We start from the raw sequence: 13,752 nt of genomic DNA, 5'->3' as shown, positions 1-13,752 counted from the left end.
TTTGTATCCAGATTTACACCGCTGGAACTGCTTCAGTAAATCTGGAAACAACAACAGCGAGTGGAACATCGCTCTGTTCGCGCGGCGCAGCCCGGAACACCTTCTTAGGCTTTTAATCAACTAGAGATGGTTATGATGAGGTAGAACTAACAGCCGCCTCGGATTCCAAAGTACGCGGTGCTGCTTTGCCCTTGATCATGAGCGAGATGAAGATAGCCAGTACCGCGAACGAGAACGACACAATATAGCCGTGATTGATCGCTGTTCCCAGTGAGTCCTGAAGTGTATGGATCCAGGGTGCAGGAAGTGAACCTTTGGCATTCATAATCAGCTGCGGATTTGCGAGTGAATCTACTTTGTCAGAAGGGATATGAGCTGAAGCCGCCTTTCCTTCAAGAATAGACTTGAATTGACTGTTGACTACCGTAGCTGTAATGGAAGTGCCAACGACCGCGCCGATGTTGCGCCAGAAGCCGCCCAGAGACGAAGATAGGCCGATGTATTCAGGACTTACATTTTGGGCGATGCCCATTTGAGAAATGCTCATGAGCGGCCCTATGGAGCAGATGCCCATCACGATCATAATAGAGATCATGTACCAGGAGCTTGCCGAATGGCTTGCGGTCATAAGGAAATATATGGATCCTGCACCCAGTAGAGACGATCCTCCGAGCAGAGCACGGTAGGACAGCTTGAACATGAGTCCGCCCGCCAGAATGGCCCCAACCAGGAGGGAGAGCATGAGCGGTGTCAATAGAGAGTTGGAGTCCTCTTGCCCCAAGACCGCAACAGAGAAGATAGGGATATAGGTGATCGCCGAGAACATAACAACGCCCTGGATAAAGGACAGGATACTGATCCCGCGGACTACGGAATTTTTATAGATGGCCAGCGGCAGGATCGGCTCTTTGGCTCTCATTTCCGTCATCACGAACAGAACGATACCTACAAGGCTCACCGCGAACATTCCGAGAACTTGCCATGAGTTCCAGGCGTAATCTTTGCTGCCCAAATTAAGAGCCAGCATCAAGGATAACGTGGAGACCACAAGCAGGAAGGTGCCCAGATAATCGATCGAAGGTTTTCTGGCCGCTTTGGACTCCTTGACAGCGAACAACAGGAGCAAGAACGAGATTACACCGAGTGGAACGTTAATATAGAAGCACCAGCGCCAGCTAAGGTGTGTCGTGATGTAGGTGCCTAGCTGTGGTCCGAACACAGAAGAAATCCCGAATATTCCGGCAAATACGCCGGTAAGCTTAGCTGCTTGCTTTTGATCCGGAAATGAAGCATAGATAATGGAGAAGCTGATCGGGAACAAGGCGCCTGAACCAATTCCCTGAACCGCGCGGAATGCAATTAGTTCACCCATCGTATGCGCCTGACCGCACAAGGCAGACCCGATTAGGAAAAAGGCAATGCCGATCAGGTAAAATAGCTTTCTGCCCAGGATATCGGACAGCTTGCCAAAGATCAGCATCGTGCTGGTCGACGCCAGCATGTAAGCTGTAAATACCCAGCTTATCGATTCGAATCCTTTTAAATCCTGAATGACACTGCTGATGCACGCCGAGACGATCGTGTTGTCCAGCGATGCCATCAAGAGTCCCAATGCCATGGCGAATACCACAATGGAGCCTTTTGCTTTTAAAGGTTTACTCACTTCTATTCCCCCTACCAAATATTCCGTAAAATAACTGCTGCTTCATTTCTTCAATGACTTGATCTCGATCTTTCCCCTCTGTAATGGACGGCCTGCTTGCGATGAGGTGAGAAATCGTCAGGACTCCACTGGTGAACAAGAGTGCTTGCATCATGGGGTTCCCCTCTGGAATTTCCCCTCTGTCCATAGCGGATCGGAATCGTTCTAGCATTGGCCTATTAAAACGGTTAAAGAAGGCCTGCTGCATTTCCTGAGCATTACCTGGGAATACATGGCTTAAGTCCTCCGGGAGCATTTTATAGACCAGTGGATATACCGGCCTCTCGAAGGCTGAGGAGAGGAAGAAATGAATGAAGGCCTCAAGCGACTGCTCCAGATTCCTTTCCTCAGAAGTCTGTGCCTGCGAGAACTGAAAGGCCTCATCCATTAGAGAGTTGAACACATACTGGAATAGCTCAATCTTGCTCTTGAAATAGTAGTACAGCAGCCCTTTCGCGAGGCCCGCCTCCTTCGCAATATCATCCATCTGGGTTCCAAGGAAGCCTTTGGATGCATAGACGCGAATGGTTGCATTCTTAATTTCTTTGATCCGTTCTTCACGTATTTTCTGGTTGTCTTCTTTTGATCGTGGCATGGTGTCTCATTCCTTTGACTTAACTTTAAGTCAACATTAAACGCTGGGATTTTATTTGTCAATATATTCCTCGGAATTAATTATCAATAGGACGGAGCAAGTTGCATTTTCATATAGATTCTGAAGGCTCAGAAAGAATTCTTTTTTTCTTGGGTTGCGTAAACACACAGTGGGTATATATAATATGACTTGGAAATGACCGGCGGGTCATTCGTAGTTTGGAATTGGGGTTTAGAACTCTTAGAGTGTAGAAATGGTCGAATCATATGGGGAGGGAATACAGTGGATCAGCAAAAGAAAGGTTTCGGTGCCTGGGTCTCGGGACGGCGCGGTAAATGGATCGTTCTGGGGATATGGGTGCTTCTGGCTGCGCTGCTGAGCGTAATATGGCCGGGAGTGAACAAAGAGGAGATTAACAACTCCCCGAATTTATCGGACAGCAAGCCGTCCGTTCAGGCTGAAGCGGTGGCAAGCCGTGAATTTCCTACAGGGGAAGGTGTGCCTGCAATTATCGTATGGCACAGGGAAGGCGGCCTGAAGGACGAAGATCTGGTACATATCCAGAAGCTCACAGAGCAGGCGGAGAAGTCGCCGCTCCCGGAGCAGACTTTCATTGTACCGCTTCATAAAGCGCCGCTGCCTGCCTTGAAGGCGCAGCTGTCCAAGGATGGCAGCACGCTGGCTGCACCGATTATATTTGATAAGTCGGCAGAGACGGATCAGCTCAAGAAGAGCCTCGATCAGTTCAAGAGTCAGGCCGCTGCGGAGTTCGGCAGCGATCCTTTTGCGGTAACAGATACGGCTGGTGGAGAGATGAGTGCGAGAGTCACCGGACCTGTCGGAATCTCGGTTGATGCAACGGGACTGTTCAAGAATGCAGACTTCTCGCTGCTCTTGTCTACTGTGGTACTGGTGCTTGTCATTCTGCTTCTGATCTATCGTTCACCTATCCTGGCCCTGATTCCGCTTATTGCGGTAGGGTTCGCTTATGGCGTAGTGAGCCCGGTTCTTGGCATTATGGCACATAAAGGATGGATCGTAGCCGACTCGCAGTCTATATCCATTATGACCGTGCTGCTGTTCGGGGCCGGAACTGATTACTGTCTGTTCCTGATCTCCCGGTTCCGTCAGCTGCTGCATGAAGAAGGCAGCAAGAGCAAGGCGCTCCTTCGGGCCATTACAGGCTCTTCGGGTGCGATTGCCATGAGCGGGTTCACGGTAGTGCTGTCCCTGTTCGCACTGCTGTTGGCCGAATATGGCTCTTACCACCGGTTTGCCGTACCGTTCAGTATCTCCATTCTTATTATGGGTATAGCCAGCCTTACGCTGGTACCGGCGCTGCTGGCCATCTTCGGACGTGTGTCCTTCTGGCCGTTCATTCCGCGCACACCGGAAATGGAACAGGAACGCGCGCGGGCCAAAGGCAGACCCGTCCGGGAGCGGAAGGCAGGCAAAATGCGGATTGGCAGCTTTGTCGTACGCAGACCGTGGGCCGTTATGATTATCACGGTTCTCGTGCTCGGTGTTCTCGCTTCATTCTCGTCACAGATCAAATTTACTTATGATATCCTGTCTTCATTTCCGAAGGACATGGCTTCCAGAGAAGGGTTCGATATCATAGGTAAGCAGTTCTCGAAGGGGGAGCTTGCTCCGGTCAAATTGATGGTGGATACGAAAGGCAAACAGACGGATCTTGGTGAGAAGCTGAAGGCTCTGGATTATGTGGATCAGGTTGGCGAGCCGCAGAAGGGCAAGGAGAATCCGCAGATTCTTGCCTATGACGTGCAGTTCAATCTGAATCCTTATTCTATGGAGGCTATGGATCGTATACCGGACCTGCGTCTTGCGGCAGAGCAATCCCTAAGGGCGGCGGGCGTTCCGGCACCTGACCAGTCCGTCTGGATCAGCGGCGTTACGGCAACGCAGTATGACACCAAGGTTACCGGTGACCGCGATACGCGCGTCATTATACCGGTTGTCATTGGTCTAATCACCCTGCTGCTGCTTCTCTATTTGCGCTCTGTGGTAGCAACGGTGTACCTGGTGCTTACTGTCATTCTGTCGTATTTCTCGGCGCTTGGCCTCGGGTGGATTATTCTTCATTACGGCCTCGGAGCTGATGCGATCCAGGGTTCGATTCCGCTGTATTCCTTCGTCTTCCTGGTGGCTCTGGGTGAAGACTACAATATCTTCATGATCTCAAGCATTTGGGAGAAAAGAAAGCATATGCCGCTCAAAGAGGCGATCCGGCAAGGCGTCAGCGAGACCGGCTCCGTGATCACCTCAGCCGGCATTATACTCGCCGGCACGTTCGCGGTACTCGCGAGCCTGCCGATCCAGGTGCTCGTGCATTTCGGCATCATCACGGCTGTCGGCGTGCTGCTGGATACCTTCATCGTGCGGCCGTTCCTGGTTCCGGCCATCACCGTCCTGCTCGGCCGCTGGGCCTTCTGGCCGGGCAAGCACGTTCCGGTCGAGGAACGGTCTGGCTCCCCTGCAGAGCGAGGAATGTAAGTAGCTAAATAGCGTGAAACAGCATTAAACAAGGCGCTCCCGGATAAGGGAGCGCCTTGTTCGTGTTCTTGCTAACCTATATGCAAACGCAGTTATACAAATTGACGTTCAGGAGGAAGTAATGGAGGGGAAGCTTGGAACTGTAGGAGCGAACGCGATCGCCTACAAGCTTTCTGAAAGAAAGCTACATCGGAAGCATATGCTTTGTCTCCAGATTTTAACCACACAATTGGGTATATATCAAGAAATCTGGAGGCGGGCAGCGGCCGAAAGTCCAAGCATTCCCTGTAGTTACGACCACCCTAACAGGTGGATATTTTAACTGTGTCATGCGTCATCCATTACTTCGCCAGCAGGTACACACCCACCAGAATTACGGCCACACCTGCAATCTTGGTCACCGTGATCACTTCACCGAAGATGAAGTAAGCAGCCACCATGGCGAATACGTAAGCCAGACTCTGCATCGGATAGGCCACCGTAAGCGGCAGCCGGTTCAGCACCGCGAACCAGAGTAGGGTGGCAATTCCGTACAGGGCAAGCCCGCCGAGGATGGTCGGCGAGAAGACCAGCTTCGCCCACTGTCCCATACCGGACAGGCCGCCATTCTTCTGCAGGCCAATCTTGAACAGAATCTGCCCGGTGACCAGCAGTAGAATATTGCCGAGCAGGTAGGCGTAACTAATCATCTTGTCCATGACGGGACTCCTTTTCTTTGCGGATCGTCAGCTCTTGTGTCAGTCTGAGCACCTGATTGGATAGCTTCGTCACGACCAGCGTCAAGTGAAGAATGAAGGCGAAGCAGAACAGCAGTCCGAACAGGAACAGCATGGCAGGCGCATATTTGACACCAAGCCAGGAAGCAATGGTCTCAATGAACCGCACGTTAAGCGATATGATGAACAAGAGTACTCCGAACAGAATCCAGAGCAGGGAATACTGCTCCTTCAGCTTCTGGTGACGAACCAGTTCAAGCACAATAGCCAGGAATAAGAACGATAGAATTACGGACAGGAAATAGATAGTCACCCGATCTCACCGGCTTTCGGTTTATCATAACGGACTGCACTCATCAGCACGGAGAGCGTTACCTTGATCATATAATAGACGGATTTGATTGGGGTAATCGATGACTTGCCGGTCTCCCTGGAGCGCATTTCGGTGGAGACTTCCGTAATTCGGCAGCCCCTGCGTTTCAGATATACAATCGATTCAACCTCAGGATAATCCATCGGATAATAGTTGGAGTACAGATTGATCACTTTGCGTCCAGCCGCGCGGAAGCCGCTGGTGGTGTCCGTGAATTTCTGACGGGTTACGAGGGTCACCAGCTTCGAGAAAAAGATGATGCCGACCCGGCGCGCACTTGACGAGCGATAGGATGTAGCTTCCACGAATCTGGAGCCGATCACAAGATCGTGATCGGAGGCTTTGGCGATCAGCTTGGGCAGCTCTTCGGCAGGATGTTGACCGTCCGCATCCATCTGGATAGCCACATCATAGCCGTTATTGCGAGCGTACATATAGCCGGTCTGCATGCCGCCCCCGATTCCCACATTAAAAGGCATAGTCAGCACATGTGCTCCCGCTTCCAGTGCTAGCGCCTCGGTACGATCGGTGGACCCGTCGTTCACGACGACAATGTCCGCCTCAGGCGCATGTTTGTTAATATCACGGATAACCCGCACAATACTTCCTTCTTCGTTATATGCCGGAATAATGATGAGTATCTTCATCGGATGCCTGTTCCTCCCTGATTTGCGTTAAGCAATGGTTCTTTTTGTCTCATAACAATCAATTGGTCAATCAGATAAGCCGCGAACAAGAACAATATGATCTCATTAGGATAACCATAACGGTTAAAGGCTACGAATGGCTGATAGATCAGTGTAAAATAAGCGAGCGTAAGCAGCAGCGGCAGCATCCGCTTCATCGGATGCTTGATCAGCGCCCAGACGAGTCCAATCATACTTACCGCCATCATAATCATTTGAAGCACATTCATCACCGGACGTGTGATCGGCCAGAAAGGCCGGGAATAGAACGGGTGAATATACAGCTCGACCCATCTGCCTAAAGTATACCAATAAATATAATTCAGCGGGTCATGGACGAAGCCGTACTTGATAATATCGAGCCCCTTGGTAACAGCACTGCTGTCAGCGCCCTGGAAGACCGTCTTCGGGTCATACTCAGGATGCTCTACGAAGAATCCGGCAGGAGGCAGCGCTCCGTGAATGCGGGTTCCGAGTAGGAAGGGACTTCCTCCCGAGTTGGTGAACAGAATGAACTTGTCAAAGGTGATCATATTTCTTATCCACCAAGGCAATAGACATACGATATAGACTGCAGCCATGGCCGTAACATACTTAACGATGTCCTTCCAAGGCGTGCGCTGCTTCCACCATAGAATGAAGAAGATGGCTGGATACAAGGTCGCATGCGGCTTGAAGTAAGCGGCCACCGCGACAAGTAGGCCGATGAGGACATACCAGACCGTCTTGCGCTTATCCATTGCAATAAAGGCCAGACAGATCAGCAGCAGCTGAATTGTACGGAACGTAGTCTCGGACAGAATGCTGCCCGAAGAGAAGTAATCCGGCGGATACAACACGCAGATCGCTGCAGTGATCAGGGCAATTCGAGTATTAAATACACGGCGGCCTATAATGAAGATCAGATAGACAGAGAAAGCCTGCATGACACACTGAAGAATACGGAAGGCATTAACGCCCACATCATCTTGTCCAAAAATAGCCATCACGCCTGCCAGCAGAATCGGCATTCCCGGCATAATGAAGGCAGATGGCTGCTCGCCCGAATTATAGGCGAGTATCCCCTGATTCAGCAGCAGCTTGGCACTGTGAATGTACTTTACGTCATCATTGTTGCGTTTGACCAGATCGCCAAGCAGAAAGTAATTGTTATAGCTCAGTACAATGATACAGGAGAGAACGAGCACCAATGCGATGCACACCGCAAGGAACCGTTTGGCAGGACGGCTGACTTCGGATAAAGAGAACAATTTAATTTCAACCCCACTCTATAAATATATGGAAAATTACAGGATTTACCTAAGCAGCCCATTGTCCATGTTATCGCAAATTCCGTGAAAGTTCCATGCTTATCTTTCAAACGTTTTATATTTGTAAAAAGTTACTGGAAGCTTATCCCGTTCCCGGTTATTCGAAGTCAGGCTGCGGGAGCGTCTGGATCCATTCCTCCAGATTGGAGGCCGAGTCTACCGCCCCACAGTTAATCGCCTCCCACAGGTACAGGCCGGCGATGGCCCCGTAAGGTGTCCATAGATGAGATACCTGCTCCAGGTACTTCTTATCCTTCCGTTCCTCCAGCCCATAGAGCCATCTGGCTGCGCGCTGCAGACCCGCGTCCCCTCCGGACACCACATCATACCTGGCCATGACAAAAATAAGGAACATCTCCGCGGTCCATTTACCGATTCCCTTTACAGCGGTCAGCGCCTCTATAATTTGCTCATTGGTCATGGAAGGGAAGAGGGCGAAATTCAGCTCTCCGGACAGAACCCGGCTGCTTAGATCGCGCAGGTAGATCACCTTGGAGGCGGACAGACCTGCTGCACGCAGCGCCTGATCGTCCTGCTGCTGAATGGCTTCCGGTGTGAATTCACCCGTCAGCTCAAGCACCCGGCCGCGGATTGTTGTCGCGGCCTTCACGGAAATCTGCTGGCTGATGATCGATCTGACCAGGGATACGAAGGGATCCTCTTCCACGCGGAGGCTAATGCCTCCAATTCTGCGGATCAGCTCCCCAAGGCGGGGGTCTGAATCGCTTAGTGCTGCAGCTCTAGGGTCTAGCCCATCAAATTTCATGTCAGCCACCTCCATTTAAGTCAGGTTAGGTGAACTCCGGTAAGGCCGGGTTCTTACAACCTAAAGAGAGGGCTGCAGTCTCTTCCTGCAACCCCCTTTATGTCATCCCGCTATTCATAATACCTTTAGTTTAGCCGGATTGTTAACGGTTTTCAAGCGGGATAACCGCAGGTTATAAATTGTGCGCTAACAAGGTGTTTAATAGATGTTTTTTTGGGGTAATAGATAGTTTATAGTTCTAAATCCCTTTGACTTACATTATAATAGTCTTAATAAGTCTATACGTAATGGCAAATCACGAAGAAATAAGGGGAGTCTATTGAATAGAACTATAGCGAAGCAGATTTTCGATGAGCTGGTGGCGAGAACAGGCAGTCAAGTCACCGTCCGCATTCGGAACCGGTTCCCCGGCGGCCGGAATGTGGGCGGCAAATATAGCATGAATAATCACAGCATTACGATGTACGTGGATGAGATTAAGAAGCAGTGTCTGAATATTTTTGGATCACTGGAACGATATGAAGAGGTATTAAAGATTGTGTTCGCCCATGAGCTGGGGCACTCCGCAGATATGCATCTGTCCGCACTTTCCGATCGTTATGATGTGTGCGAGGATGAGCTGGAGCGGAAGAAGATTGCGCTGCTGATCGAGGAGAACGCCTGGCATTATGCAGAGGAGATTCTCTCCGAAGCGGATCAAAGTGTGCTGCAGACCATGATTTACGTCTCGCTTCAATCGTACAGGGAAGCAATTGCACAAGAAATCGCATAGTGAGTCAGCAAGAAGAAGGAGGGCGCCCTTGGGCGTCCTCCTTCTTCTTCTTCTTTTTGCTAGCGCCGCTTAGTTCATATGTATGTTCTTAGGTGTAGGATCTCCGATCACAGTGCACAGCGACTAACTCTAATCGTGTATGGAAATGGTTCCCGATTCAACACGGGCCTTGATTACATCGGTGGTTGTTCGAGGTGAATCAGGGACATTTACCATTCCCGACTCTGCTTGCGCGTCGTAGAACCCTTTGAAGTCCGGATTGGCCTCTACATCAATCGTACCTGATTCAGCTTCCAGATCAAGCTGCGTGGACTTCTGATCTTGAATCCGGATACTGCCTGATTCTGTCTTCAAGCTGCCGTTCCCCACCCAATGCTCAAGCTCAAGATTGCCCGATTCAGCACTGAGTTGAACGTCGGCTTGAACTGTCTCCGCTGTAATAATGCCCGATTCTACGGATGCCTTCAGCGTCTTGGCTTTGACCGAACTCAGCTTGATCACGCCTGAGCTGCCTGAAATATTAATCTGATCAGCTTGAATTCCCTTGAAATCCAAATCGGATGAATCCATAGTAACCTGGACTTTGGCCAGTTCGGCGGGATCGGATAGGGCAACGATGATATGCTGCTGGGTAGATTGGAAATTCACATTGAAGAACCGGAATTCAGAATCGTTAGACATGTCAAGCTCAAGTCTTCCTCCACTCACGTCTACGTGCCCAAGCTTATTGATTACATTCTGATTCATCTTCCCCGAAAGTTCTACGTAGTTGCTGCCATCCTGGCTCTGGATGAACTCCGCCTCTATAGAAGCGGAACTGCTGTTGATTACCAGCTCTTTGAGCTCCCCGGCGCCGAGAGTCCACTTCTTATGGTAAGAAGGAAGATCATCGCCGAACGCGAACTTGTTAGCAGCCATTCCTCCGGCCCCAATAATTATAAGAAGGATGGCTAGCGCAATAAATTTCTTCATGATTATGCATCTCCTTTGGCAAGGTGGTAATTCCAGCTGAGGTATTTCCGCGTTGTGAAGAGTGCCCCCTTAAGTAGACCTTTGACACCTACACCAAGCAGGATTCCTAGTCCGACCATGAAGATGCTTGCGAACCATTTGGCCGGTGACACGGTGTGGAAGACCATATCCAGAGCTAGAAGTGCAGGACTTACGATTCCCGCCAAAGCTGCCGCCATAATGGAGATGACGACTGCCCAGAATGCAATCATCAGCGGACCGAGCACGATATTCATGAAGAACATACCAATCAGTATGAACACCTGAGCTGTCATACTTCTGCCCCGGTGCTGAGCGGGGGCTGCCGAATGCTGCGGCTCCTTCCTGGAGTCATGGTACCAGTACACAGGCTCCTGTGTGATGAACCGTTCTCCAAGCGCTTCCTTGGCCAGTTCATGCGGGTGACCAAGCTCGCTTACAATCTCTTCCTCCGATTTTCCATTTTGCCTGCCGAAGGCGAAGTGGGCTTCATAATCCTCAAGCAGCTCCAACCGTTCTTCCGGAGGCAGCTGGGATAGCTGCGCACTTAGCTGGGTAAGAAACTCATGTTTTTTCATAATAGTGGCCCTCTCTCGATTAATCTCGATACGCTGTATACGAATTGCTTCCATTCGGTGACTAAAGTCTTCATGTGGGTTTCACCGGTTGATGTAAGCTTGTAATATTTACGCGGAGGTCCACCGGTAGATTCCTGCAGATACGTAGTGCAGTAGCCTTCGTTGACCAGCCTGCGAAGCAGCGGATATAGAGCGCCCTCGGCGATTTCAATGTGCTCGGAGACGGATTGCGCTAGCTCATATCCGTAGCGGTCGCGTTCATGTATGAGCACGAGCACGCACAGCTCCAGAGCACCTTTCTTGAATTGGATACTGATATCCAAGGGACATCCCCTCTTTTTCATGTGTGGTGTAATCCTTAGTACTGAACATTGATTAGTATCTGAGCTAAATCGTATCATGCACTACTGAACAATGCAACATACTGAGTATAAATTAATAATTACGTAAGATTTAGTGGCTTGCAACTTTGGCGGTAATGGGAGCGTTATACAGGTAATGTTAAGGAGGGGGAAATAGTGAGAAGGGTAGGGCTAGGGATTGTGCTGTTACTTGCTCTTATTTCTGCGGGCTGCTCATTGCTGCGGGATCACCCTAAGCCGCATCTATACCGGGGAGATGAGAAGGCGGCTGAGGCATTTGTCAAGTCGAAGGGTTATCAGGTTATAGGCTATATGAGCCCGCTGAAATCTTATACTTTGACGAAATCTCTGCTAGGGGAAGTGTGGGAGTCACAGGCCTGGTCGGTTCAGCATGAACCGCCGGAGAAGTATTTCGGCAGGGAAATTACCACCTACGGTTTTATTGTGGGGAACCATCCTTTATCTAAGCTTTACCGCCTCGATACCGGGGTGTGCATCATGATGACGGAAGGCCGGGTCATTGGCGGATACTCTTTTCCCCATTCCGATCAAATGACTGGCGGAGTTTACTCCCTGGAGGGCAAGACGCTTGAGGAGCAGACAGGTCTATCTTATGCCAACTGGAAGACTCAATGGGATCATAAATATGGAGACGGAGCTGCCGAATGAGAAGAGGAGTCAAATGCAGTATAATCAGACCGAAATAAAATGACGTACAACACGAATCCGTGTTGTACGTCATTTTTGTTAGTTACTCTACCGCAGATCCCGCCTAATGCTGCTGTGAATCATAAGGTTTCAGCGGCTCAGTAGCCGGGCCTTCGATGACCTTCCCTTTATGGTCATACCGGGAGCCGTGGCACGGGCAGTCCCATGTACGCTCGCCCTCGTTCCAATTCACCTCGCAGCCCATATGGGTGCAGGTGGCATCGACGATGAACAGCTTGCCGTCCTTGTCTTTGTAGGCAGCGGCCTTTTTCCCCAGATGGTGAACCAGACTTCCCTCATCCGGCTGAAGATCGTCCGCCTTACGGTGGATGATATCTACCTTGCCGGCGATAAGCTCCTTGGCCACATTCGCGTTCTGTACCACAAAGTTCTTGATGCTCGGATCTGCTTTGAATCTGGATGGGCTGAACAGCTCTGTATAGCGGTTCTCGCGGTTCAGAATCAAGTCCCGGATCAGCAGCGCGGATAGGGTTCCGTTCGTCATTCCCCATTTGCCGAATCCGGTCGCTACATAGATATTCGGGTGATTGTCGTTAAGCCTTCCGATGTAAGGAACGTCATCTAGGGTGATCAGATCCTGTGCGGACCAGCGGTAAGGGATCCGCTTGGCTCCAAGCAGTTCTCCCCCGAACAGTTCCAGGTTCTCATAATATTTAATGGTGCACAGTCCTTGCCCCGTCTTATGATTCTCTCCCCCGACCAGAATAACGTCGCGTCCATCCAGCTTGGCTGAGCGAAGCGATCTGCTTGGAGAGCCGGCATTTATATACATGCCGCCCGCATAAGAAGTCTCCGGCTCAATAGCCACTACGTAGGATCTTTCCGCATGCAGGCGGGAGAAGAAGAGTCCGCCGCCGTCGTAGAAAGGGAAGTGAGTAGCCGCAACCACTTGATTACATTTCAGCGTATAGCCGTCCGAGGTTTTTAAATGGAGAACTCCGTCCTCCTTCTGCTCCAGCTCGCCGCTGAGCGTGGTCTGCTCATAGATCGTACCACCGTGGTTCACGATGTAATCGAGCATGGTGCGCAAATAGTGAAGGGGATGGAACTGGGCCTGATCCGGCATCTTGATAGCCCCCTGAACTACAAGGGGAATGGGGATTGACTCTGTCCATTCTCCAGGCAGTCCCAGCTTCTCATAAGCGGACCATTCCTTCTGAAGCTGCTTGAGGGAATCCTCGGTATCGGCGTACAGATAGGCATCCTGCTTCTCCAGATCGCAATCAATGCCATGCTCCGAAATGGTCCGCCGGATGAACTCCATGGCCTCATCATTAGCATCATGGTACAGCCGGGCCTGCTCCTCGCCAAAGTGATGAAGCAATTTGTCATATATCATTCCGTGCTGCGTTGTAATCTTGGCTGTTGTATAGCCAGTTGTGCCTTCGAGCACCCGGTTCATCTCGACCAGGGTTACCCGTACCCCCTCTTTGGCGAGCAGATAGGCCGTAGTTATACCGGAAATTCCTGCCCCGATGACCGCAACGTCGGTATAGATGGTCTCTCGTAATTTATCGAAGGTGGGAAGGTCCGTTGTACTTCTCCACAGGGACTCTGGGAATCTTGGGAGATCACTGTGCGGTGGAAGGGAACTGTTCATGAATTTTTAGCCTCCTAATCAATATGGAAAAACCTTGTTATCATTTATTACCATTTCTC

At 50.5% G+C, this 13,752-nt stretch carries 14 protein-coding genes; 3 read left to right on the top strand and 11 right to left on the bottom strand.

Going from position 1 to position 13,752, the window contains the following annotated elements:
• Positions 1–130: 130 nt before the first annotated feature.
• Together ACEN86_RS18865 and ACEN86_RS18860 are read right to left on the bottom strand one after the other, a co-directional pair.
• Entirely contained in the window at positions 131–1,663 is a 1,533-nt protein-coding gene (locus ACEN86_RS18865; protein ID WP_495632015.1) for a DHA2 family efflux MFS transporter permease subunit, read from the bottom strand.
• The gene (locus ACEN86_RS18860) at positions 1,656–2,297 is read right to left on the bottom strand and encodes a TetR/AcrR family transcriptional regulator (RefSeq protein WP_495632014.1); all 642 of its coding nucleotides are present in this window, start codon (positions 2,295–2,297) and stop codon (positions 1,656–1,658) included. Before ACEN86_RS18860 ends, ACEN86_RS18865 begins: the two co-directional genes overlap by 8 nt.
• A 282-nt stretch (positions 2,298–2,579) precedes the next feature.
• Between ACEN86_RS18860 and ACEN86_RS18855 the strand changes: the two genes are divergently transcribed.
• Entirely contained in the window at positions 2,580–4,811 is a 2,232-nt protein-coding gene (locus ACEN86_RS18855) for an MMPL family transporter (protein WP_495632013.1), read from the top strand.
• Between the two features lie 341 nt (positions 4,812–5,152).
• Here the strand turns inward: ACEN86_RS18855 and ACEN86_RS18850 are convergent, their stop codons facing one another.
• The 5 genes from ACEN86_RS18850 to ACEN86_RS18830 form a co-directional block, all read right to left on the bottom strand.
• On the bottom strand, positions 5,153–5,509 hold the full coding sequence (locus ACEN86_RS18850; RefSeq protein WP_495632012.1) for an EamA family transporter: 357 nt from the start codon (positions 5,507–5,509) through the stop codon (positions 5,153–5,155).
• Positions 5,493–5,840: a DUF2304 domain-containing protein gene (locus tag ACEN86_RS18845; RefSeq protein ID WP_127198493.1), complete on the bottom strand. Its 348-nt coding sequence runs from the start codon at positions 5,838–5,840 to the stop codon at positions 5,493–5,495. Before ACEN86_RS18845 ends, ACEN86_RS18850 begins: the two co-directional genes overlap by 17 nt.
• Positions 5,837–6,547: a glycosyltransferase family 2 protein gene (locus ACEN86_RS18840; protein ID WP_495632011.1), complete on the bottom strand. Its 711-nt coding sequence runs from the start codon at positions 6,545–6,547 to the stop codon at positions 5,837–5,839. The genes ACEN86_RS18845 and ACEN86_RS18840 overlap by 4 nt, the downstream gene beginning before the upstream one ends.
• Positions 6,544–7,836 (bottom strand): ArnT family glycosyltransferase, encoded by a 1,293-nt coding sequence (locus tag ACEN86_RS18835; protein ID WP_495632010.1) that lies wholly within the window; start codon positions 7,834–7,836, stop codon positions 6,544–6,546. The genes ACEN86_RS18840 and ACEN86_RS18835 overlap by 4 nt, the downstream gene beginning before the upstream one ends.
• A 157-nt stretch (positions 7,837–7,993) precedes the next feature.
• On the bottom strand, positions 7,994–8,662 hold the full coding sequence (locus ACEN86_RS18830; protein WP_495632009.1) for a DNA-3-methyladenine glycosylase family protein: 669 nt from the start codon (positions 8,660–8,662) through the stop codon (positions 7,994–7,996).
• Between the two features lie 319 nt (positions 8,663–8,981).
• On the opposite strand from ACEN86_RS18830, the gene ACEN86_RS18825 reads away from it, so the two are divergent.
• Positions 8,982–9,434, top strand: coding sequence for a hypothetical protein (locus ACEN86_RS18825; protein ID WP_495632008.1), 453 nt, complete (start codon positions 8,982–8,984; stop codon positions 9,432–9,434).
• A 129-nt stretch (positions 9,435–9,563) separates the two neighbouring features.
• On the opposite strand, the gene ACEN86_RS18820 is transcribed toward ACEN86_RS18825, so the two are convergent.
• The 3 genes from ACEN86_RS18820 to ACEN86_RS18810 are packed head-to-tail and all read right to left on the bottom strand — an operon-like array spanning position 9,564 to position 11,325.
• Entirely contained in the window at positions 9,564–10,406 is an 843-nt protein-coding gene (locus tag ACEN86_RS18820) for a DUF4097 family beta strand repeat-containing protein (protein WP_495632007.1), read from the bottom strand.
• A 2-nt stretch (positions 10,407–10,408) separates the two neighbouring features.
• Positions 10,409–11,002, bottom strand: a complete 594-nt coding sequence (locus ACEN86_RS18815; RefSeq protein ID WP_495632006.1) for an HAAS signaling domain-containing protein — start codon at positions 11,000–11,002, stop codon at positions 10,409–10,411.
• Positions 10,999–11,325 carry a PadR family transcriptional regulator gene (locus ACEN86_RS18810; RefSeq protein WP_495632005.1) on the bottom strand — a complete coding sequence of 109 codons (327 nt, stop codon included), beginning with the start codon at positions 11,323–11,325 and terminating at the stop codon, positions 10,999–11,001. The genes ACEN86_RS18815 and ACEN86_RS18810 overlap by 4 nt, the downstream gene beginning before the upstream one ends.
• A 195-nt stretch (positions 11,326–11,520) precedes the next feature.
• Here ACEN86_RS18810 and ACEN86_RS18805 point away from each other — a divergent pair, with 195 nt between their 5' ends.
• Positions 11,521–12,033, top strand: a complete 513-nt coding sequence (locus ACEN86_RS18805) for a hypothetical protein (RefSeq protein WP_495632004.1) — start codon at positions 11,521–11,523, stop codon at positions 12,031–12,033.
• Positions 12,034–12,136: 103 nt separating this feature from the next.
• On the opposite strand, the gene ACEN86_RS18800 is transcribed toward ACEN86_RS18805, so the two are convergent.
• Positions 12,137–13,693, bottom strand: a complete 1,557-nt coding sequence (locus ACEN86_RS18800; RefSeq protein WP_495632003.1) for an FAD-dependent oxidoreductase — start codon at positions 13,691–13,693, stop codon at positions 12,137–12,139.
• Between the last annotated feature and the right edge of the window lie 59 nt (positions 13,694–13,752).

The sequence above is a fragment of the Paenibacillus sp. Paensp111 genome, from assembly GCF_059492195.1.
The sequence above is the reverse complement of the archived record's forward strand: the minus strand, read 5'-3'. Positions and strand labels throughout refer to the sequence as shown.

What these genes read in the sequence shown, in the direction of transcription:
- ACEN86_RS18860 (WP_495632014.1), bottom strand. Translation starts at nt 2,297, where the DNA reads ATGCCACGATCAAAAGAAGACAACCAGAAAATACGTGAAGAACGGATC.
- ACEN86_RS18850 (WP_495632012.1), bottom strand. Translation starts at nt 5,509, where the DNA reads ATGGACAAGATGATTAGTTACGCCTACCTGCTCGGCAATATTCTACTG.
- ACEN86_RS18840 (WP_495632011.1), bottom strand. Translation starts at nt 6,547, where the DNA reads ATGAAGATACTCATCATTATTCCGGCATATAACGAAGAAGGAAGTATT.
- ACEN86_RS18830 (WP_495632009.1), bottom strand. Translation starts at nt 8,662, where the DNA reads ATGAAATTTGATGGGCTAGACCCTAGAGCTGCAGCACTAAGCGATTCA.
- ACEN86_RS18820 (WP_495632007.1), bottom strand. Translation starts at nt 10,406, where the DNA reads ATGAAGAAATTTATTGCGCTAGCCATCCTTCTTATAATTATTGGGGCC.
- ACEN86_RS18815 (WP_495632006.1), bottom strand. Translation starts at nt 11,002, where the DNA reads ATGAAAAAACATGAGTTTCTTACCCAGCTAAGTGCGCAGCTATCCCAG.
- ACEN86_RS18800 (WP_495632003.1), bottom strand. Translation starts at nt 13,693, where the DNA reads ATGAACAGTTCCCTTCCACCGCACAGTGATCTCCCAAGATTCCCAGAG.